General features: G+C 61.3%; 15 protein-coding genes. 13 read left to right on the forward strand and 2 right to left on the reverse strand.

The genetic code is table 11. From position 1 onward, the window contains the following. The first annotated feature begins 20 nt into the window (after positions 1–20). The 4 genes from P6U28_RS02915 (at position 21) to P6U28_RS02930 (ending at position 4,580) form a co-directional block, all read left to right on the forward strand. A complete protein-coding gene (locus tag P6U28_RS02915) occupies positions 21–1,031 on the forward strand; it encodes a nitronate monooxygenase family protein (RefSeq protein WP_122404954.1) in 1,011 nt (336 codons plus the stop codon). Positions 1,032–1,101: 70 nt separating this feature from the next. Next, a complete protein-coding gene (locus P6U28_RS02920; RefSeq protein WP_129145968.1) occupies positions 1,102–1,809 on the forward strand; it encodes an SDR family NAD(P)-dependent oxidoreductase in 708 nt (235 codons plus the stop codon). A gap of 50 nt (positions 1,810–1,859) precedes the next feature. Further along, entirely contained in the window at positions 1,860–3,083 is a 1,224-nt protein-coding gene (locus P6U28_RS02925; protein ID WP_129145967.1) for an ABC transporter substrate-binding protein, read from the forward strand. A gap of 744 nt (positions 3,084–3,827) precedes the next feature. Further along, positions 3,828–4,580: a Crp/Fnr family transcriptional regulator gene (locus P6U28_RS02930; RefSeq protein WP_129145966.1), complete on the forward strand. Its 753-nt coding sequence runs from the start codon at positions 3,828–3,830 to the stop codon at positions 4,578–4,580. A gap of 400 nt (positions 4,581–4,980) precedes the next feature. Here the strand turns inward: P6U28_RS02930 and P6U28_RS02935 are convergent, their stop codons facing one another. After that, on the reverse strand, positions 4,981–12,639 hold the full coding sequence (locus P6U28_RS02935; protein WP_407121704.1) for a VCBS domain-containing protein: 7,659 nt from the start codon (positions 12,637–12,639) through the stop codon (positions 4,981–4,983). A gap of 1,025 nt (positions 12,640–13,664) precedes the next feature. On the opposite strand from P6U28_RS02935, the gene P6U28_RS02940 reads away from it, so the two are divergent. Continuing rightward, complete coding sequence (locus tag P6U28_RS02940) at positions 13,665–13,802, forward strand: hypothetical protein (protein WP_164937090.1); 138 nt, start codon at positions 13,665–13,667, stop codon at positions 13,800–13,802. Between the two features lie 653 nt (positions 13,803–14,455). Here the strand turns inward: P6U28_RS02940 and P6U28_RS02945 are convergent. Further along, positions 14,456–15,034, reverse strand: a complete 579-nt coding sequence (locus P6U28_RS02945; RefSeq protein ID WP_245509602.1) for a hypothetical protein — start codon at positions 15,032–15,034, stop codon at positions 14,456–14,458. A gap of 556 nt (positions 15,035–15,590) precedes the next feature. On the opposite strand from P6U28_RS02945, the gene P6U28_RS02950 reads away from it, so the two are divergent. The 8 genes from P6U28_RS02950 (at position 15,591) to P6U28_RS02985 (ending at position 22,604) form a co-directional block, all read left to right on the forward strand. After that, positions 15,591–15,929 (forward strand): H-NS family nucleoid-associated regulatory protein, encoded by a 339-nt coding sequence (locus P6U28_RS02950; RefSeq protein ID WP_129144938.1) that lies wholly within the window; start codon positions 15,591–15,593, stop codon positions 15,927–15,929. Positions 15,930–16,260: 331 nt separating this feature from the next. Continuing rightward, entirely contained in the window at positions 16,261–16,554 is a 294-nt protein-coding gene (locus P6U28_RS02955; RefSeq protein WP_347338815.1) for a hypothetical protein, read from the forward strand. Positions 16,555–16,655: 101 nt separating this feature from the next. After that, positions 16,656–17,162 (forward strand): prepilin peptidase, encoded by a 507-nt coding sequence (locus P6U28_RS02960; protein ID WP_164937091.1) that lies wholly within the window; start codon positions 16,656–16,658, stop codon positions 17,160–17,162. A gap of 1 nt (position 17,163) precedes the next feature. Further along, entirely contained in the window at positions 17,164–18,123 is a 960-nt protein-coding gene (cpaB, locus tag P6U28_RS02965; RefSeq protein ID WP_407121705.1) for a Flp pilus assembly protein CpaB, read from the forward strand. Beyond that, on the forward strand, positions 18,123–19,328 hold the full coding sequence (locus P6U28_RS02970; protein WP_122404943.1) for a pilus assembly protein CpaE: 1,206 nt from the start codon (positions 18,123–18,125) through the stop codon (positions 19,326–19,328). Before cpaB ends, P6U28_RS02970 begins: the two co-directional genes overlap by 1 nt. After that, positions 19,325–20,770: a CpaF family protein gene (locus P6U28_RS02975; protein ID WP_129144989.1), complete on the forward strand. Its 1,446-nt coding sequence runs from the start codon at positions 19,325–19,327 to the stop codon at positions 20,768–20,770. Before P6U28_RS02970 ends, P6U28_RS02975 begins: the two co-directional genes overlap by 4 nt. Further along, complete coding sequence (locus tag P6U28_RS02980) at positions 20,767–21,699, forward strand: type II secretion system F family protein (RefSeq protein ID WP_164937092.1); 933 nt, start codon at positions 20,767–20,769, stop codon at positions 21,697–21,699. The genes P6U28_RS02975 and P6U28_RS02980 overlap by 4 nt, the downstream gene beginning before the upstream one ends. Continuing rightward, positions 21,696–22,604: a type II secretion system F family protein gene (locus P6U28_RS02985; protein WP_129144942.1), complete on the forward strand. Its 909-nt coding sequence runs from the start codon at positions 21,696–21,698 to the stop codon at positions 22,602–22,604. The genes P6U28_RS02980 and P6U28_RS02985 overlap by 4 nt, the downstream gene beginning before the upstream one ends. The last annotated feature ends 13 nt before the right edge of the window (positions 22,605–22,617 follow it).

The following is a 22,617-nucleotide window of genomic DNA, read 5'->3' on the forward strand; positions in this document are numbered from 1 at the left end:
CAAAGGCGGGGAGATCATTCGTGAAGACAGCGATCACTGAACTGTTCGGCATCCAGCATCCGATCATCCAGGGAGGCATGCACTATGTCGGCTTTGCCGAGCTGGCCGCTGCGGTATCGAATGCCGGCGGCCTTGGCATCATCACCGGCCTGACGCAGCGGACGCCGGAATTGCTGGCGAAGGAGATCGCGCGGTGTCGCGACATGACCGACAAGCCGTTCGGCGTGAACCTCACCTTCCTGCCGACCTTCTCGACGCCGCCTTATCCCGAATACATCGCAGCCATCAGGGAGGGCGGCGTCAAGGCGGTGGAGACGGCTGGCCGCAGTCCGGAACAGTACATGCCCGCGCTGAAAGCGGCGGGCATCAAGGTGATCCACAAATGCACATCGGTCCGGCACTCGCTCAAGGCCGAGAAGATCGGCTGCAACGCCGTCAGCGTCGATGGTTTCGAGTGCGGCGGGCACCCCGGCGAGGATGACATCCCGAACATGATCCTCTTGCCGCGGGCGGCCGATGCGCTGAAAATCCCGTTCGTGGCCTCGGGCGGCATGGCCGATGCGCGCAGCCTGGTCGCTGCGCTGTCGATGGGGGCCTCGGGCATGAACATGGGCACCCGCTTCGTCGCCACCAAGGAAGCGCCGGTCCACGAAAATGTGAAGCAGGCGATCGTCAAGGCGAGCGAGCTCGACACCGTGCTGGTCATGCGCGCGCTGCGCAATACCGAGCGCGTCCTCAAGAACAAAGGGGTCGCCCAGCTCGTCGAGATCGAGCGCAGCAAGGGCGCCAGCCTGACGATCGACGACATCCACGACCAGGTCGCGGGCGTCTATGCCAAGGTGATGGTTGACGGCGACATGGACGCCGGCGCCTGGAGCTGCGGGATGGTGGTCGGCCTCATCGACGACATTCCGACAGTCAAGGAGCTGATCGATCGCATCATGAGCGAAGCGGAGACGATCATTCGTCAGCGGCTGACCGGCTTCCTGGACGGCAAGGTTGAGACGGAGAAGGCGCGCGCAGTCGCCTGAACTGCGCTTCTGGGCACGGCAAGGTCGCGAGCCGGCATGACTTGCCGGCCGGACATGGAGGTCTGATCGCATGAGCGCACCTGTCTGTCTGATATCCGGCGTTGGGCCAGGCACGGGATCGGCGCTGGCGAGACGATTTGCCGAGGGAGGATATCGCCTCGCTCTTCTCGCCAGGAACGAGGAACGCCTCGCCGCGCTGGCGCAGCAATTGCCGGGCGCAAAGGCCTATCCATGCGACGTGTCCGATGCCGCGCAAGTTGAGGCCGTGGCATCCGCCGTCGAACGAGATCTGGGCAGTCCCGCCGTCGTCATCCATAACGCCGTCGGCGGGGCGTTCGGCAGGTTCAGCGAAATCGATCCGGAGATACTCAACCGCAACTTCCAGATCAACACGATGGGGCTGCTGTATCTGGCGCGGCGGTTTACCCCGGCGATGATACAGGCGGGCAGCGGCGCCGTCGTCGCGACCGGAAATACGTCGGCGTGGCGAGGCAAGCCGGGCTTTGCCGGTTTCGCTCCGACCAAGGCGGCGCAACGCATCCTTGCCGAGGCAATCGCGCGTGATCTCGGACCGCAGGGCGTCCACGTCGCCTATGTCGTCATCGATGCCGTGATCGATCTCGAATGGACGAGAAAGCGTTGGCCGGACCGGCCGGACGACTTCTTCATCAAGCCGCGAGCGATCGCGGATGAGATCTGGCACGTTGTTCACCAGGATCGCAGTGCCTGGTCGTTCAATGTGGAGATCAGGCCGTTCGGCGAAGCCTGGTGTTCGTAAGGGAATAGGCGTCGCCGATCAAATCATAACAAGCTTAGGAGGAAATGTAGATGTTGATGAGGAGATTCGTACTTGCCGTGGCCGCGCTCGCGGCATTTGCGGGGATGCCGGTTCATGCCGATACGCCCGGTGTCACGGAATCGGAGATCAAGATCGGGGCGACATTCCCGTTCAGCGGCCCCGCTTCTCCGCTCAGCAACACCGGCAAGGGCCTCATTGCGTACGTTCGCTCGATCAACGACCACGGCGGCGTCAATGGCCGCAAGATCAACCTCGTGACCTACGATGATGCCTATAGCCCGCCGAAGGCCGTCGAACAGACCAGGAAGCTGATCGAAGGTGACGAGGTGGCATTGCTGTTCAGCCCGCTAGGGACACCGGGTCTCAGCGCGACCGTCAAATATGTGAACGGCAAGAAGGTGCCACACCTCTTCGTCGTCAGCGGCGCGACCAAGTTTGCCAATTTCACCGACTTTCCGATGACGACCACGGGACTGCCGAGCTACAACACCGAAGGCAAGATCTACGCGAAGTACATCACCCGGACGGCGCCCGACGCGAAGATCGCGATCCTCTACCAGAATGATGACCTCGGCCGCGATTTCGTCGCGGCGTTCAAGGAGGCGTTAAGAGCCGATTTCGATCGGAAGGTGGTCGCCTCGCCATACGAAGTTACCGAACCCACCATTGAGACCCATGTGGTGTCACTCAAGGCCTCGGGAGCCCAGGCCTTCGTGATCGCGGGCACGCCGAAATTCACCGCCCAGGCGATCAAGAAGGCGAGCGAGATCGGCTGGTCGCCGCTCACCATCATCAACTATGTCTCGAGCTCAGTCTCCGCAACCATCCTGCCGGCCGGACCGGACAAGGCGGTCGGGGTTATCGCCGCGACCGTCACAAAGGATCCGAACGACAAGAGGTGGGCCGACGACCCGGGCATGAAATGGTATCGCGAGCACTTCGAGAAATATCTTCCCGGCTCCGACATTGGCGACAACAATTACCTGTTCGGAACCCAGCAGGGCCAGATCCTGGAGCAGGTGCTCAAGCAATGCGGCAACGACCTGTCGCGCGAGAACATCCTGAAGCAGGCGCGCAGCATCAAGGGGCTCGTGCTTCCGACGCTGATGCCCGGTATCGCGATCAACACCGGCCCGAGCAACAGTATGGCGTACACGCAGCTTCAGCTGCAACGCTGGACTGGAAGCTCCTGGGAGCAGTTCGGCAATGTTCTGAGTGCCGACCAGAACCAATCAGCACCAGAGCGCCCGTGATGATGACCCTCCGTACCGAGTCGGGGGCTTGGAGATCGATTTTCTAACTCAAAGAGTCCGCTTCGACACGGTCGGCTGACCAATTCCAGCCGAGCATTCTCGGACGTCCGAAAGATCGCGGATCAATCAGTGCAATCCAAGTTGACGGTATCACAGGCATCGCGAGGCAAGTCGTCCACAATCATCACGAGCCGGGATGCGCTGCGTTGTTTTCTTGGCTGCACGTACGGCCTCAGACCCGATCGCCTTGCGGCAGCCCGCACCAGGTGAAACATCCGGGCTTCACAGGGCTATCGGAGCTGTGGGAGGAGTGATCGAGTTGCCGCGCCGGGTCAGCGTCGATCCTCTCACGACTACCAGATAGGCCGGCGTGGCAAAGGGTGACGAGTTCCGCCCTTGTGGGCAGTCCGGACAACATCGAGTGCTGAGTTTGGCGCGCTGGCATTGGAGAACTCGATTCTCCTCAATGTGCACATGTGATCACGAACCTTGAGAGGAGTGCGAGCAACCGACGTTTAAGAAGTCCCGCTAACGGCACGCTCAAATCCTCATGCCACCAAGCCTCTCCCTTGGCGTGTTCGGCGAGTACGAAATCAAAAAAGCGCCCGGTGCCGAGCGGCGCAACGGCGAGAAGCCGTGGCCGGACCATATCGCGCGTGGGCATATCGGGAAAATTTGGAACAGGCGCCCCGAACGGTGGTTTGACGCTTTGGGAGCTTCGGCGTGCTCGAGGGAAGATCCGCAATGGCGCTCCAGACCGGCCCCGGGAATCGGCTTTTGGCGGCTTTGCCGCCTGCGGATCTCAACCTGCTTGAGCCTCACGTTCAGAAGATAGCGTTCGAATCTGACGCTGTGCTGGTGCGAACCGGAGATGAGCTCAAACAGGTCTATTTTCCCGTTAGCGGCGTCTTGGCGTTCCTGGTCGAGATGTCGGACGGACACATTGTCGCTTCCACTCTCATGGGCTCGGAAGGAGCGGTCGGCGCTCTCGCCATTCTAAGTCCCTCGCACTCGCCAGTCACGGCAACGGCCTATGTGGCCGGAGCTGCGCTGCAGATTCCTGTCCCACGGTTGCAACAAGCCTATGAGCAGAGCGGCGCCATCAAGCGTGTTCTGCGCCTCCATCTCCGCACTCAATTGTTGCAGCTTCAGAATGTGGCTGCCTGCAACGCGGTGCACCCGGTGGAATGCCGTATGGCCCGCTGGTTGCTCGAGATACATGACCGCGTCGCCAACGGCGAGATTAGATTGACCCAGGAGGCGCTCGCACAACTTCTTGGCGTGCGGCGAACGACCGTGTCTCTAACGATGCGTAAACTTCGGGCAATCGGATGCATCATATCGGAGCGGCGCGGCGTCTTGGAGGTCCACCGAACGCGGCTCGAGAACGTCGCTTGTGAGTGTTACGGTGTGATGCGCCAGAGGATCAAACGAATGTATGAGGGGGAGCTGGGCTCCCCGAATGTTTCGCATCCGCAATACTTCCCTTTCTCATGAAATCGAATGGTTTCCACGGAACAGCAGCGTTTGGCGGCACATCGAGCGGGGCAACCGTTGCCGAAGTCATCCATCGGCTTCTGACCCCCTGTGCGGGTTCTCCTCTGCAATTTTCTCGGAGCAGGGAACTGATCCTGGTGCCGCTCCGCGGAGGTGTTCTGCATCTCCGATTCCCCACTCGGGTCGGCGCGGCGGCTGATGATGTCTCGTCCATCACTTTGCCCGGTGGGGTCATTTCTGTCGGAACGACCGATTGAATGACATTGCGAGCGGCCCGACGATGTACTCGAATGCGGTTTTTTGGAAGGCGGGGATCATCATGGTCGCGGGCCGAGATACCAGGCGAATGTTCGGCAGGCGCGCCGGGCCGAACATTCGCCCAATCCATCGCCTCGCAACGTCAGACCAGATAGTCGTGATAGCTGATAAGCGTTCCCGTGTTCTTGTCTGCCTCCGTGTGGAAGCCCGCGGCATCGTACTGGCCCAACAGGGTGATGTCGGTGGTATGGACTCCGTCAGTCACCGACAGGGTTCCTCCGGTGCCGGCCTGATTTGCGACATAACTCGCGGTCGTGCCGACCCCAAACGCCACATCGAGGAGATCGAGGTGGTCATTCCCGTCAAATCCGGACACGAGCCCGCTAAAGTCGAAGGAGTCGTGGAGCACGATTGTCCCGGTGGCTCCGGCATCAAGCGTTATCTTGGTCGATGAGGCGGCTCCGAATTCGAACGTGGCTACGCCGTCCATCAAGGCGGTGCCGCCGCCAGTGACGCTGCCATTGACGGTGATGTTGGCTCCATGCGCCCACAGCAGCCCAGAATTATCGAGGTTGCTGTCGATGACCATCCCGCCGCTTCCAGTCGCCTCAAGGGTTCCGGAATTGACGATCGCGTTTGTCCCGGTATCGATATCGAGCACATTGACGCCGGTGGCGACAATCGTGCCTTTGTTGACCAGTCCCATCATCCCGTCCCCGAGGTGGCCCGCGCCGGCGATCGTGTTGTCCACATTCGTCAGCGTGACGTCGGAGGTCGTTCCGGTGATCAGGTTCTGATCGCTGTCGGACAGCGCGACCTGCCCATGCCCCTGGAGCGTGATGCCGTGTTCGATCAGTTCCAGGCTTGTCCTGTTTCCGGTCGAGTTCAACTCAATTGTACCCCTGTTGTCGATGGTGCCGCTCAACGGAAGCAACGCGCCGTCGCCTATCACCAGGCTGCCGGAATTTTCCGTAACGGGGGTTTGATCGAACATGAAATTGCTCGATGTGAGCGATGTCGGATCCAGACCTTGCAAAGTGATCGATTGGCCTTCTCCCAACTCGATCACGGCGTTGCCGCTGGCGTCGCTCACAGTATGCGCCTGAACGTCGGCGAACGAGGTGAAGGTGGCGTAATCGATCAGATCGATTTGGTCATGCATCGCGTCGAAGTTATAAACCACGTCATGACCGATCGGCTGCGCGAACACCAGCAGGTCGTTCCCGCTCGAAGCCGTCAGATGATCGTCGCTCGACACAGCAAAGATGGGTGATCCCTTCGCATAGGCTTCGACATTGTCGGCCACGGTTGCCGTTCCCGTAGTGCCATCGGTGTTCGTCCAGGTCTGCGTGACGTTCAGCACCACGGCGCCTGCGAAATCCAGCGGCGAAGTGATTGTCATCGACTGCACATCATTTGTGTGAGCAGTCCAGGTGCCATCGCCGTTGTTCGTAGCGTTACTAAGGCTCCAGCCCAAGGGCACCCCGCTGATCGTGACGGTGATGACGTCGTTGGGATCATCTGAGGGATCGCTCAGAGCCAGGTAGATGGCCTCGCCAGCAATACCGGCAGGCGCAAGGACAGTGGCGCCGCTCCCTTTCACGATCGTGACGGTGTCAGTATCGGCGAGGCCTCCTCCGTCGGTCGTTGTCATGGTCAAAGTCCGCGTGGTGTTGTTTGACCCGCCACTAAACGTCACGCCAGCCAAGGCCGCGTTGATGTCGGAGATCGAACCGGAGAACGTCATCGTTTTGGTGCCGTTGGCACCGGAACTGAATGTAAGGCCTGATGTGGTGGAGAGCGTCAAGATGCCGGTCGATGTTTGCGAAGAGCTGCCCAGTGAGAGTGAAACAGTCTCGATGCCGTTGTCGACATCATTGACTCTCAGCGTGAAAGTGGCTGTTGAGCCACCACCGCTACCGTTTCCAACGGCCTGCTGCCCCGGAACGGTGTTGACCGGCGCGTCATTGGCGCCGCTGATGGTAACGGTTAGCACCGCTGTGTCGGTTAGGCTGCCGTCAGTTACGGTGTAGTTGAAGGTGTCGGTCGTCGACTGGCCGACGTTGAGCGCCTGCACGGTTGCGTCGTTCTCGTTGACCACGTACGTGTAGCTGCCGTTAGCGTTGAGTGCCAGCGTGCCATGCGCGCCCGCCAGGCCGACGCCCAAAGTGCCGGCCGTGCCGGCCCCCTCGATGCCGCCGGTGCGGATCGCACTGACCGTCAGGCTGCCGCTGTCGACATCGGTGTCATTGGTCAGCACATTGCCACTGCCGTTGATGCCCCCCGATCCGTTCGCCGTGCCGCCTTTCTCGGTCGCTGCCGTGGCACCCGGACTGGCACTGGTGTCATTGACGGCGATCGGCGCATCATTGGTCCCAGTGATGGTCACCGTCACGGTCCCGGTGGCGGTGCCGTCCTGGCTCACCACCGTGAACTGGTCCTGCACCTGCTGGCCGGCGGAGAGCTCATTGTGGGCGCCGTTGCCGGTGTAGCTCCAGGTGCCATTGGCATCGATGTTGAAGTCGCCGTAAGTGCCGTGGACGTTGGTCTGCGCCAGGACATGGGCCTGACCGGTATCCGGATCGGTGATGGTCAGCTGGCCGGAAGTGTTCAGCGCGGCGGCAGTATTGCCTTCGGTGACGGACTTGGAGTCCGATGAGACCGTGGCCGCATCGTTGGTGCCGGTGATCGTCACCGTGACGGTGCCGGTGGCGGTGCCATCCTGGCTCACCACCGTGAACTGGTCCTGGACCTGCTGGCCGGCGGTGAGCTCGTTGTGGGCACCGTTGCCGGTGTAGCTCCAGGCCCCGTTGGCATCGATGCTGAAGTCACCGTAGGTGCCATGAACGTTGGCCTGCGCCACGACGTGGGCTTCGCCCGTGTCCGGGTCGGTGATGGTCAATTGCCCGGAGGTGTTGAGCGCAGCGGCGGTGTTGCCCTCGGTGACGGACTTGGAGTCGGACGAGACGGTCGCGGCATCGTTCGTGCCCGTGATCGTCACCGTGACGGTGCCGGTGGCGGTACCGTCCTGGCTCACCACCGTGAACTGGTCCTGCACCTGCTGGCCGGCGGTGAGCTCATTGTGGGCGCCATTGCCGATATAGCTCCAGGCGCCATTGGCATCGATCGAGAAGTCGCCGTAGCTGCCGTGCGCGTTGGTCTGCGCGATGACGTGGGCTTCGCCCGTATCCGGATCGGTGATGGTCAGCTGGCCGGAAGTGTTGAGCGCGGCGGCAGTATTGCCTTCGGTGACGGACTTGGAGTCCGAGCTGACGGTCGCGGCATCATTGGTCCCGGTGATGGTCACCGTGACGGTGCCGGTGGCGGTGCCATCCTGGCTGGTCACGGTGAACTGGTCCTGCACCTGCTGGCCGGCGGTGAGCTCATTGTGGGCGCCGTTGCCGCTGTAGCTCCAGGTCCCATTGGCATCGATGTTGAAGTCGCCGTAAGTGCCGTGGACGTTGGTCTGCGCCAGGACATGGGCCTGACCGGTATCCGGATCGGTGATGGTCAGCTGGCCGGAAGTGTTCAGCGCGGCGGCAGTATTGCCTTCGGTGACGGACTTGGAGTCCGATGAGACTGTCGCCGCATCATTGGTCCCGGTGATGGTCACCGTGACGGTGCCGGTGGCGGTGCCGTCCTGGCTCACCACCGTGAACTGGTCCTGCACCTGCTGGCCGGCGGAGAGCTCATTGTGGGCGCCGTTGCCGGTGTAGCTCCAGGTGCCATTGGCATCGATGTTGAAGTCGCCGTAAGTGCCGTGGACGTTGGTCTGCGCCAGGACATGGGCCTGACCGGTATCCGGATCGGTGATGGTCAGCTGGCCGGAAGTGTTCAGCGCGGCGGCAGTATTGCCTTCGGTGACGGACTTGGAGTCCGATGAGACCGTGGCCGCATCGTTGGTGCCGGTGATCGTCACCGTGACGGTGCCGGTGGCGGTGCCATCCTGGCTCACCACCGTGAACTGGTCCTGGACCTGCTGGCCGGCGGTGAGCTCGTTGTGGGCACCGTTGCCGGTGTAGCTCCAGGCCCCGTTGGCATCGATCGAGAAGTCGCCGTAGGTGCCGTGGACATTGCTCTGCGCCACGACGTGGGCTTCGCCAGTATCCGGGTCGGTGATGGTGAGCTGGCCGGAGGTGTTGAGGGCGGCGGCTGCATTGCCCTCGGTGACGGACTTGGAGTCCGATGAGACCGTGGCCGCATCGTTGGTGCCGGTGATCGTCACCGTGACGGTGCCGGTGGCGGTGCCATCCTGGCTCACCACCGTGAACTGGTCCTGGACCTGCTGGCCGGCGGTGAGCTCGTTGTGGGCACCGTTGCCGGCGTAGCTCCAGGCCCCGTTGGCATCGATCGAGAAGTCGCCGTAGGTGCCGTGGACATTGCTCTGCGCCACGACGTGGGCTTCGCCAGTATCCGGGTCGGTGATGGTGAGCTGGCCGGAGGTGTTGAGGGCGGCGGCTGCATTGCCCTCGGTGACGGACTTGGAGTCCGAGCTGACTGTCGCCGCATCATTGGTCCCGGTGATGGTCACCGTGACGGTGCCGGTGGCGGTGCCGTCCTGGCTCATCACCGTGAACTGGTCCTGCACCTGCTGCCCGGCGGTGAGCTCATTGTGGGCGCCGTTGCCGGTGTAGCTCCAGGCGCCGTTGGCATCGATGCTGAAGTCACCGTAGGTGCCATGAACGTTGGCCTGCGCCACGACGTGGGCTTCGCCCGTGTCCGGGTCGGTGATGGTCAATTGCCCGGAGGTGTTGAGCGCAGCGGCGGTGTTGCCCTCGGTGACGGACTTGGAGTCGGACGAGACGGTCGCGGCATCGTTCGTGCCCGTGATCGTCACCGTGACGGTGCCGGTGGCGGTACCGTCCTGGCTCACCACCGTGAACTGGTCCTGCACCTGCTGGCCGGCGGTGAGCTCATTGTGGGCGCCATTGCCGATATAGCTCCAGGCGCCATTGGCATCGATCGAGAAGTCGCCGTAGCTGCCGTGAACGTTGCTCTGCGCCACGACGTGGGCTTCGCCGGTGTCGGGATCCGCAATCGTCAGTTGGCCCGAGGTATTGAGTGCCGCGGCCGTGTCGGCCTCGGTGACGGCCTTCGAATCCGAGCTGACCGTTGCCGCGTCATTGGTCCCGGTGATCGTCACCGTGACGGTGCCGGTGGCGGTGCCGTCCTGGCTCACCACCGTGAACTGGTCCTGGACCTGCTGGCCGGCGGTGAGCTCATTGTGGGCACCGTTGCCGGTGTAGCTCCAGGCGCCGTTGGCATCGATGGAGAAGTCGCCGTAGCTGCCGTGGACATTGCTCTGCGCCAGGACATGGGCTTCGCCGGTGTCGGGATCGGTGATGGTGAGCTGGCCGCTGCTGTTGAGCGCGGCTGCGGTGTCGCCTTCGGTGACGGACTTCGAGTCAGAGCTAACCGTCGCGGCGTCGTTCGTGCCGGTGATGGTCACCGTCACGGTGCCGCTCGCGGTGCCATCCTGGCTGGTCACCGTGAACTGATCCTGCACCTGCTGCCCGGCGGTGAGCTCATTGTGGGCGCCATTACCGATGTAGCTCCAGGCGCCATTGGCGTCGATCGTGAAGTCGCCGTAGGTGCCGTGGACATTGCTCTGTGCGACAACGTGGGCTTCGCCGGTGTCAGGATCGACAATCGTGAGCTGGCCGCTTGCATTGAGCGCGGCGGCGGTGTTGCCCTCGGTGACGGACTTCGCGTCGGACGAGACGGTCGCGGCATCGTTGGTGCCGGTGATGGTCACGGTCACGGTGCCGCTCGCGGTGCCATCCTGGCTGGTCACGGTGAACTGATCCTGCACCTGCTGGCCGGCGGTGAGCTCATTGTGGGCGCCGTTGCCGGTGTAGCTCCAGGCCCCGTTGGCATCGATCGAGAAGTCGCCGTAAGTGCCGTGGACGTTGGTCTGCGCCAGGACATGGGCTTCGCCGGTGTCGGGATCCACAATCGTCAGTTGGCCCGAGGTATTGAGTGCCGCGGCCGTGTCGGCCTCGGTGACGGCCTTCGAATCCGAGCTGACCGTTGCCGCGTCATTGGTCCCGGTGATCGTCACCGTGACGGTGCCGGTGGCGGTGCCGTCCTGGCTCATCACCGTGAACTGGTCCTGCACCTGCTGCCCGGCGGTGAGCTCATTGTGGGCGCCATTACCGATGTAGCTCCAGGCGCCATTGGCGTCGATGGAGAAGTCGCCGTAGCTGCCGTGAACATTGCTCTGCGCCACGACATGGGCTTCGCCAGTGTCGGGGTCGGTGATGGTGAGCTGGCCGCTGGTGTTGAGCGCAGCCGCGGTGTTGCCTTCGGTGACGGACTTGGAGTCAGAGCTGACCGTCGCCGCATCATTGGTCCCGGTGATGGTCACCGTCACAGTGCAGGTGGCGGTGCCGTCCTGGCTGGTCACCGTGAACTGGTCCTGGACCTGCTGGCCGGCGGTGAGCTCGTTGTGGGCACCGTTACCAATGTAGCTCCAGGCGCCATTAGCATCGATCGTGAAGTCGCCATAGGTGCCGTGCGCGTTGGTCTGCGTCACGACGTGGGCTTCGCCGCTATCCGGGTCGGTGATGCTGAGCTGGCCGGAGGTGTTGAGCGCGGCGGCGGTGTTGCCCTCCGTGACGGACTTCGAGTCCGATGAGACCGTCGCGGCATCGTTCGTGCCGGTGATGGTCACCGTGACGGTGCCGGTGGCGGTACCGTCCTGGCTCACCACCGTGAACTGGTCCTGCACCTGCTGGCCGGCGGTGAGCTCATTGTGGGCGCCATTGCCGATATAGCTCCAGGCGCCATTGGCATCGATCGAGAAGTCGCCGTAGCTGCCATGAACGTTGCTCTGCGCCACGACATGGGCCTGACCGGTATCCGGATCGGTGATGGTCAGCTGGCCGGAAGTGTTCAGCGCGGCGGCAGTATTGCCTTCGGTGACGGACTTCGAGTCCGACGAGACCGTGGCCGCATCGTTGGTGCCGGTGATCGTGACTGTGACCGTCTGGGTAGCTGTCGAGCCGTGGCCGTCATTGATCGTCACCACGAAGCTCTCGGTGACGGTCTGGCCCGCAGCGAGGTATTGGGCAGCCGCGTTGTTCAAATTGTAGTGCCACTGCACCGAGCCGTTCGCGGCATTGGCCGCCTCGTTGACCGGATCGAGCGAAAACGTGCCAAGCGAGGTCGTATTCGCGGGCGACGCTACAAACGTCGCTGTGTGGGTATCACTCAGATCCACATCGGTGAAGCCGATGCTGCCTGCGGTATTCAGGGAATCCGACGGGTCCGGTTTCGACGGCGCGTCTTCCACCACCGAGCCGCTCTGCGGGCTGGAGGTCATATAGACCGCGTCGTTCACGCCATTGAACTGGAGCGTCACCGTCGCCCAGCTCAGCGTGCCGTTGCCCATCTGAATGGCGTAGGTGAATGTATCGGTCAGCGTTTGTCCGGCCGCCAGCGCTTGAAGCTGAGCGTTGATATCGCCCTTGTCGTAATGAACGGTGCCGTCCGACTCGATCCAGATGCGCGCACCGAGCGCGCTGCGGTCACCGGTTCCGGCCATGCCGGCCGCGTCGCTGCTGTACGCCACATCCTTGACCAGCAAATCCGCAGGGGCGTAGCTCTTGGTGGACGCGGAGGCGCTCGTTCCGTCGTCCAGCGAGAACAGCGTCTTGGCCGCGCCGCCAAGATCGTTTGCCAGCACGTTCAAGATGAGAATGTTGCTGGCGTCTTCCGTAAACGAGAAAACGTCGGCGTTGGCCTGCGGAGTATTTCCAAACGAAACCGTGCTGCCGCCGCCCGTGGTCTGCGTCGCCATAGCTAAATCCTCCGGATGATACGCCGTCCGCGTTCACGGACCTGGAATTGCACAATTGCGCGGTGATAGTCGGCCGATGCCTTGCCTACACCGTTGAAGAAAAATGCTCTGCTGCCGAGCAAGACTGTCGTCATGCTGAGGGCTGAGAAAATCTGCAAAGAATGCATGCGACGAACTCAAGCTTGTCTGGAGCTGGCGTCGCTCCGAGCTCGCAATAGGAGATCGCGGCCTGACAGGAACGAGAGATTGTCCTTGGGCGCCGGACCGTGCGCGACGGGATCGTTCGCGAACGGCACCCTGCGCGCGTCGAAGGATCACACGCTGACAGAAAAGAACGTGGAATCGCCTGAAGATCGGCTTCAATTTGAGCCCGGCCGAAGATGGTCTCGGACTCCCACACAAAACGCACGCGTCTCAATCTCATTCGCGGGCCCTCGTCTGCCAATGCAGAGCAGAGAGTGTCGCCGCCACATCAATTCACGCAACCGCGAGCGTTCGCTCGGACGAATGACATGTCCGCTCGTTAGCGCCGATCTGGCCCACCTGCTGCCAAGTTACGCGAAAAGATTTAGAGCTGTATTCCCCCTGCCCATTCGTGTGCGGTCCTCGTCCGCCCACGTTGACAATATTGATCTGCAGCATTCTTCATTGATCTGCAGCATTCTTCAGCTCCCGAGTGCCGTCCGTGATCAGGAGCGATCACGATCGTTTGGCTCGGGATTTAATTAAACCTAGATTAAAATAATGCGACGGTCCATTTATTTATTCATCCCCTGCATTTAATGATTAATGCATGAGAATCAGCAGCAAAGAGACGCTTGCGTCGCTTCCGGCAGGAAACACCGGATTCATACGGGCGTTATCCGACGTCGCGGTCGCTGCTCGGACCAACGCCGGCACAGGATCTTGCGAGGTCGTGCAAGCCGACGACATCGCGCTTAAATGATAAACTCGAGCTTGATTGATAATGGTGCTGACCTCGGCATATAATCAAAAAATATGCTTGGGGAAAATGGGAGGTTGGAATGGAAGCTGCCCGCCGCTTTCGCGCCATGGCGCTACTTTGCCGACAGACCGCCGCGCGCCAACCCGAGAGAAGCTGGAAACTGCTCGCCGAGGCAGAGTACTGGGAGCATCTGGCGGCTGCGGCCTTGACTCAGTGAGCTTGGAGTGAGCGATTTTTCGTTGCTTGCCCTTTCATCGCCTTCTTAGTTCAAGTCATAGTTCGAGGCGGTCATGTCCAGTCCGCGTCAGGTTTACAGCTGTGCCGTTCTGAGTGAACGTCGCCAAGCGCTTGTGGTGGAGCTTAGAGAAGTGGAGAAGCTTCGAACCAAGCTCCGGCGTGTAGAAGCGAGAACAATCGGCAGAAGACGGTGTGTCAAAGCGGGCAACAGAACAAGCGCCGTGTACTAACTCGGCGGCGAGACCGGCCTTTTATTCAGGACAGAACGGCCGCACCGATTTCCGTTCGACGCGGCACTTTGAAAAACCGCAACGAGCCGGTCACCCTCCCAAAGCTCCACGTCGTGCTCGCCAGACATTTGCCCGGCTCGATGCCGTGCTGCCTGCTCGTCGATGCAGTCGAGCTTTGCGGCGCAGATCACTCGGCGGCTGCTGTCCACCACGAACACTTTGTACCGCATGATGGTAGTCCGATCCCAAGAAAGGGGACCGTCATCGTAATCGAATGTCCGTCCAAGTCAGGGAGAAACTCTGTGGCGGTGCGCGGAACCTTTGTACGTGTGGCAATTCAGCTATAGCCCGCGTGAACTCATCGACTTCGCGGTGAGCGTCAGGGTCAGCAGTGTGGCACGCTTCAGTGGCGCAATCTCACCGCCTGTCGAAGCGTGCGACTCGCGCTTAAGAGCGAGAAGCCCCCGAGCGTCATCAGCAGCACACCGAGCCAAGTTACCGTCCGGCTGCGCGCCTCGTCGGGCGCCTCTTCATCGCGCGCGCCCATCGGCATAGCTGGAGATAAGTCGGCTCGCGCGGCAGCGGAAAGCTTCTCCACGTCAACTTGGGGCGGCGTGGAACGCTTGGGCGTGAGTTGGTCGCTGGAAGGATCCGAGATGGGTGCCGCCGGCATCAGGATCGGCGTGCCCGCATCGACGACAGAAGCAGCATCAGCCACCCTCACCTCGCGTGCCGGCGGAGTCGGCTGAGCCTCGCCGGCCGTCGCGGAGCTTAGTACCTCGGCGCGCGCATCGCTCACCGGGCTCCGCCGTTGCCGCGCGGCCACCTTCTCGTCGGGCCTGACGGTGCGGTTCGCGATGCGACTATGAACCGGTTTTCGCAGCGTCGCGACGCCCTCGGCCAAGAACCAGCATTTGCGGCGGCCGTCCCGCCGATAGACCCAACGCTGGCCGGCGCCGGGCGGGTTGCCGGGCTTTGCCAAGCATTCCGGCTGCGCCGAAGACGTTGCAGCGGGCTCGCGAGCAGGATCGAACAAGTCTGTGAATGGATTGGAGAGCGCAGGTGTCGCGGCAAGACCTCCAAGAAGAACCAAACTGGCGAAATAACATCGCAAATGACCGGACATCGGAAACTCCCGGTGATACGCCCACCCGGCACGAGCCTTCGCAGCGATATGGGCTCCGATACGACTTAAATCTGGCAGCGCAATGAATTAATTGTGTTGCAGGCCGGCCGAATTAATAAGCCCGCCCAGCACTCCCGGGTTGCAGCACGGGGCTACGAGCCCAATTAAAGGGCCAAAGCGCAGCTGGCGGGCCGCAAGTTTCTGGATGTCATGATCCCGATCGCGGCCTCAACGCGTTACCCCTCACGGTAAATTAAATGCTCCGCCATGATGTTACCGCCGTCGGCCCCGCTCTCTGCAATCTCCCGAATTTAAATGTGGATTATGCGGCTTGGATCTAACTGATGGCTTGTCTGCGCCGTCATTCCCGATTTGTCTGCCTGCGCCTTCTCTCAGGAATTCGGATCAAGCCATGAATACCGCGCATTTCAATTCGCTCTCTCTCGAGGAGCTGTGCATACTTCACCAACAGGTGGCCGCCAGCCTCGTTCAAAGAATTTTGGTGCGGCACGCACGGCTGGAGGAACGGCTCCAGAAGATTGGACGGGCCGACGAGGCCACACGGTTTGATCGCAAGCGCCGTCCCTATCCGCCGGTGCGTCCCAAATATCGCAATCCGAAGAACCCGGCGCAGACATGGTCGGGCCGCGGCAGGCTGCCCCGCTGGCTGCGGCCGCAACTGCGAGGGGGGCGCAGGCTGGACGATTTCCTAATCGACCAGGCTTTGGTCCAAAAGCGGCAGCCCAATTGAGCGCCGCAGTCGCGATCGCGCCGGGAACAAGGCCAGAATTGATCGCCGGCGGCCTCTTACATTTTGGGGCGGGCGTTCTTGAATTTGGATGTGAATAAAATAAAGGCGCGTCATTTAATGTGGTCGAAACGGAGAGGGCTCGCGTGATCTGCGGCTGCTGTCCGTATTATTCCGGTGAATCTCAATGATTAATGGTTAATCCGCGTAAGCAACTGTAACAAAACGAATTTATGGATCACCTGTCAGATTCGCCTGGTGAGGGACTCGAAAATTTAAAATCAGCAACATATTAATTATTGACTAAATATAATATTTAATGAAGAGTTTTCGAGTGGCGGCGTTGTCGTTCGCAGCCGCTGAAATTTGCCAAGGGTGTCCTGCAATCCATCTTCAAAGAAAGGCTTTCCCTATGCTGCACTATTATATCAAGACCACCGAAGCCATGAAGCGTCTGCGCGCCGACCAGGAGGGCGTGGTTTCGTTCGAGTACATTATCGTCGCGGTTTGCATCGTTGGCGCAGTCGGCGCTGTGTTCGGCGGTGGAGCTGGCGGTCAGATCGGCTTGGCGCTGCAGAACGGGATCGGCCAGATCACCGCCACTTTCGCTAATGCGATCGCTGGTTGATACGGCCATTTGAACCCGGAAGGGGGGCAACCCAGTGCGCCCCCCTTTGCTCGAACTCCCCCTATCTCGTGCGCGTTCCACTTTTCTGAGGCGTGCATTTCATGAGTTGGATTGCTCCCACAGCCTCGTTTCTTGAAATCGTATTGTTGCTCTACGTCGCAACGATCGACGTCGCGACGCGGCTGATCCGAAACGAAATGTGTCTGGCCCTGGCGGCCCTCGGGATCGCCAGTCAATTGGCCAATCCAATGCAAGTTGCCGAGTCGCTGATATCGGCCGCGATCCTCTTTCTGCTATTGTTCGTCCTATACGCGCGCGGAGGGATTGGCGGCGGCGATGTCAAATTGCTGACTGCGTTGGCGATCGGATTTCCCCTGACCGGCCAGATTCAGCTCGTGACCATAACTGCGCTGGCCGGCGGCGTTCTTGCCATGGTGCATCTGATGATGCGCCACCTCCCTCATCCGAAACTGGCACCCACCAGATCGTCACTCCCACGCCGGGTTTACGCGATCGAACGTTGGCGCCATTTGCGACACGCCCCGCTGCCCTACGGAGTTGCAATAGCGTGCGGCGGCATCTGGACGATTTTGAGCAAAGGATTGTGAGATGTCATCTGCGTTGCGTCTGTCGATCATCATGGTGCTTCTGCTCGCAACCACGGCGTTCGCGCTCGTCGCCTATAACATGAATCTGCCGAAGGCGCCCGCTCCGGCCCCGGCGCAAGTCACGGAGACGGCTCCGGCACCGGCGCCTGCCGGCGGATACTTCGTCGCGGCGCGTTCCTTGCCGAAGGGGACTTTGGCCCGCGAAGAAGATTTCACCGTGCGGTCGGTGCCACCGGAGCGCATTCCCCAGGGCGCGATTCTTGAAACACCGGAGTCCAAGGCCGGACTTCCCGGTTCTCTGATCCGCAGGTTCGTTGAAGCAGGTAGTCCCGTGACGTTGCAGGACATCCTGCGTCCGCGGGATCGAGGCTTCCTGGCCAGCGTCCTGGCACCGGACAGCCGTGCCATCAGCATCAAGGTTGACGAGGAGGCGGGTGTCTCCGGCCTGATCAGGCCGGGTGATCACGTGGACGTCGTGTTGACCCAGGTGTTCGAGAAGGCCGACACCGCACGTCGAGCCCTGAGCGAGACCGTTCTGCGCAACGTTCGGGTCATCGCGATCGACCAGGAGATCGTGCAGGGTGCACGACCGATTGGCGGAATGGCAGGCAAGCAAACGCAAACCGTGTCCCTGGAGCTTGCACAGGAGCAGGTCAAGAAAGTCACCGTGGCAAAGCAGCTCGGAACACTGTCTCTGGCCGTGCGTGCAGCAGTCGATCAATGGGACAAGGCCGACACTGGCGCGATGTCCAGCTGTGATGTGTCCCCGGAACTGGCTCGCCAGTACGCAATCGCACGTCAGAGAACGGCAGTCGTCATTCATTCGGGCGGCGAAGCCAAGCAATACACGGTCAGGAAGCAGGACGAGGACGCTCTCGTCAGCTGCGAGGGGACCCCGGAAGTCGTGCACCAGACCGCAACGGCCGAAAGTTATGACAACAGGTTTTCGGAGAAACGTTGATGAACATTGCCCTAGCCGTTCCGCCCGAAGAATCGACATCGATCGTCACGCGTAACCGCATCGTTTGTTTCGTAAACGACGAGATCAGCGCCGCGGCCTTGCGCAAGGGCCTCGAAGGCGCCAACCTCTCGATCAGGCGCGGCACGATCCGCAATGCGATACGGATGCTGGAATCCGACACAGACCTGTTCGCGCTGGTAACAGACATCAGCGGCATCGATGATCCCTTCACTGAACTGGAAAGGCTGGCCGGCGTCTGTCCGCCCGACGTCCGCGTAGCTGTGATTGGCGAGAACAGGGAGATCACCTTCTACCGTGAGCTTCTGGAGCTCGGCCTGGCCGAGTATCTGCCGCGGCCGCTCACGCGCGATTTGGTGCTGGACCAGTTGCGCCCCAAGCTGCTGGGCGACGTTGCCGCCAATCAGATCGATCGTGGCGGTCACGTGGTTTCGATCTGTGGGGCGCAGGGCGGGGCCGGCGCCACGAGCATCGCGATCAATCTGGCACTGCAACTCGCCGAAACCACCAAGGCCAAAGTGGCGCTGCTGGACCTTCACCTGCAGGGCGGCGAAGCCGCCGTGATGCTGGGTGTCCGTCCCGGGCCGGGGCTGCGCATCGCCCTGGAGAACCCGATGAGGGCGGACACGCTGTTCCTCGAGCGGGCGGCAATCGAAGTCAACGAGCGGGTCTGTCTGGTCTCGGCCGACGAGGATCTCGATGCGCAGCTCGAAATCACGGAAGCCGGCGTACGACACGTGCTGGGTCTGCTCCGTCAACGATTCAACTACATCGTCGTCGATGTGCCCGTCCCGTTTCCCCCGTCGATCTATCCGGTAATCAAGCTTTCCCGTCACGTGATGGTGCTGCTCGAAGCCGAGGTGACCGGACTTCGCAATGCCCACGCACTGCGCACTGCCGTCGTCAACATCGCCGGCAAAGATCGGGTCTTTACCTTGCTCAACCGCGCCGGTCGTCCCGGTGGACTCCCGAGGGAGGCAGTTGTCAAGGCGATGGGCGCAGAGCCGGACATCGTCGTTCCCGATCTCGGCAAGGGGATGACCGAAGCGCTCAATCTCGGAATTCCCGCTCTGAAGCACGTCAGGAAATTGCGACGTCACCTGGCACCGATTGTACGGGAGATCAGCGGTGTCGGCGCCGAGCGGAAGAGCTGGTGGAGGAGGGTGCTCACAGCACATCTGCGATGAAAATATTTGGAAGACGTGAGGAAGAGGCGTCCGTTCTTGTAGCTGCATTGGGGACTGAGCTGCCTGGTCCTCCGGCAGGCTTGCCTCCGTCGATGCCCAACGTTGCTGTATCTGCGCCAAGCGCGCCTCCACCTGTGTCAAGCCTGCCCGCATCCGCGTCCAGGCGCGACGAACTCCCGATCCACCACCCGATAATACCGGATTCGTTGCGTGAACGGGTCATCGAGCAGATCGAGCCCGCGGTGGCGGCAACCGTCTCGCGCGAAGTTCTTCGGCGGCAGATCGAGGAAATCATCCATCAAATCGCCAACCAGGAGCGGCTCGAGCTATCGGGGCGCGAGCAGCTTCAGCTCGCGGACGAGATTGCCGACGACATGACGGGGTACGGGCCGCTCCGTCCGCTGCTGCTCGATCAATCGATCAGCGATATCATGGTGAACGGTCCCAGCAACGTCTACGTGGAGCGCAGCGGCAGGCTGGAACGAATTGCGGTGCGATTCCGCGACAATGACCATATCGCCTCCGTCGCTCAGAAGATTGCCGCGCAGGTTGGCCGGCGCGTCGACGAATCCAGCCCGATGGTGGACTGCCGCCTGCTGGATGGCAGCCGCGTCAACATCATTCTCCCGCCGCTGGCGATCCATAGTCCGTGCATCTCGATCCGGAAATTTCCAAGCCACCGTTTGGATATCGCCGGATTGATCGAAAATGGCTCAATGACCGCGGCCATCGGAAAACTGCTGGAGATCGCCGCCCGGTCTCGGCTCAATGTTCTGGTCTCCGGCGGTACCGGCTCCGGCAAGACGACGCTCCTGAACGCGATGAGTCAATTCATCGATCACAGCGAACGCATCGTAACGATCGAGGATGCGGCAGAGTTGCAGCTTCAGCAGCCGCACGTGATCAGCCTGGAGACCCGGCCTCCCAGTCTGGAGGGCACGGGGCAGGTGACGCAACGGGATCTGCTGGTGAACGCCCTGCGCATGCGTCCCGACCGGATCGTCGTTGGCGAGGTCCGCAGCGCAGAAGCTTTCGACATGCTGCAGGCGATGAACACCGGCCATGATGGTTCGATCTCCACGGTCCACGCGAATAGTACCCGGGATGCCCTGACCCGCATCGAAAACATGGTGCAGATGGGACAGGTCAACCTGCCGTCGCGCGCCATTCGAGCTCAGATTGTTGCTGCGCTGGATCTCATTGTGCAGGTCGAACGCATGCGGGACGGACAGCGCCGTATCGTTCAGATCAGCGAGGTCATCGGCCTCGAAGGGGAGGTGATCACCACCAATGACATCGCAGCCTTCGAATACAAGGAGGAGGATGAGCAGGGTCGCCTATCGGGCACCTACAGGTGCAACCTTGCCACTCCGAAATTCAAGAGCCGTCTTGTCTATTATGGACTGGATGGAGCATGGGCCGAGGCAATGAGGCAAATATGATGCCGGAGTCGGTAATCGCGTCTTTTCTGGCGCTCGCGATGTGCGCAGCAGCCATTGCGCTGTGGCTCGACGCTCGGGAGCGACGCATCAATCGCCGGCTGGCGGTTGCTCTGCCAGCTTCCCATCCGGCCAACCTACCATCCATTCGCCGGTTGGAGGCCGGGTCTCCGTCGCTGTTGCTCCATCGGTTGGCCAATTACAATCGCGAGATACCTTACATCTGGCATCCAGCCTATGTGTTGCTGGCCGGTGCCATCGCAGCAGCAGCGATCCTCTACACCAATCGCCTGCTGGGATTCTCCATTCTCTACCTGTCCGTCGCGGCGGCCATTGCAGCCATAGTCGTGGTTCGCGGCCTCTTTGGATGGCAGCAGCGCCGCTTTGCCAGGCAACTTTTTCGACAGCTGCCTGATGCGATCCAGCTGGTGACGAGCACCGTTCGATCGGGTCTGCCCGTGCACGAAGCTTTTCGCGCCCTCGCGCGCGACATGCCACAGCCAACGGCTGGGCAGTTTGCCATCGTATGCAGCGAGGTGAATCTCGGAAGATCTCCCGAGGACGCCGTCCAAAGTGTCTATCGGCGAACCCAAGTGGCGGAATATGCGATGTTCGCGGTGACCCTTGCGGTTCAGTTGAAGTCGGGTGGTAGCCTTGCGGAGACCTTACAGAACCTGGGAGACACCGTGAGGCAACGCGTTGCACTGGCCGCGCGGGCCAAGGCCCTGGCGGGAGAGGTGATCTTTTCCTCGCGGGCGCTGACAATCTCGCCCTTGCTCGGGGGCGGGGCGCTATACGCAGCCAATCCGCAAACGGTCGATCTGTTGTTCACTGATCCGGTTGGAAACAAGCTGCTGGCTTACGCGGTGGTCTCGGTGCTTGTCGGGGCCTTGGTGATAAGTTGGATGGTCAGACGGGAAACGGCACTATGACTCTTGGCCTTGGTCTGGTGGCCCTCGCATTCGCAGCCGGTGCTGCGAGCTGTGTGTTGATCATCCGCGAAATGCACATTCGCGCTTTGGACGTGCGGGTGTCGAACGCCGTGATGGGCGTTGCCGGACGATCGGCGCCGTTCCAAGACATGACGGGTTGGTTCTCGTCGCTCGGCATGCGGTACCGCCGCTTCTACGCGGAGGAAAATCTGGATCAGCTACGCGCGATTCTTCAATCAGCCGGTTTCAATCATCGTCGAGCCCTGCCGACCTGGATCGGCGTCAAGGCCGTCAGCATGTTCTTGTGCCCGATCATCGCCGGAGGGGTCGCTCAGCTCCTGGGAAAGCCGTTGCTGGACGTGCTGGTCTTCACGCTGATCGGCATGGCGGTCGGAATCGTGGGACCGCGGTTGATCCTGGCCGCACTGAAGCGGCGGTTTGATGCTGCCATTCGTCTGGGCACCCCGGATATGATCGATTTGCTGGTCGTGTGCAGCGAAGCGGGAATGGGCCTGGAGAGCGGGCTGGCACGCGTTGCGCAGGAAATGGACGAGACCAATCCCTCCATAGCTGGGGTCTTGAGGAATCTTCTTGATGATCTCCGGGTACTGCCTAGCCGCAGCGAGGCGTTCGAGAAGCTGGGAGCTACGTCGGATGGGCTGCGCCGGTTCGGAATCATGGTCGCCCAAAGCCTGCAATACGGGACGCCGATCGGTCAGGCGCTGCGGAGCATCGCCGTCGATCTCCGCCGAGAGCGTATCACCAAGCTCGAGGAAAGAGCGCACAAGTTGGGCGCCAAGCTGACCATTCCGATGGTGTTGTTCCTGCTTCCAGCCATGTTCGTCATTCTGGGAGGCAGCCCCATCCTGCACCTCGTACGTTCATTTGCCAGCTTCGGTAAGTAGCCATGAGCACAAT

Origin of the sequence: Bradyrhizobium sp. STM 3561 (assembly GCF_045571455.1) — a bacterium.
Lineage (GTDB): Bacteria > Pseudomonadota > Alphaproteobacteria > Rhizobiales > Xanthobacteraceae > Bradyrhizobium > Bradyrhizobium vignae.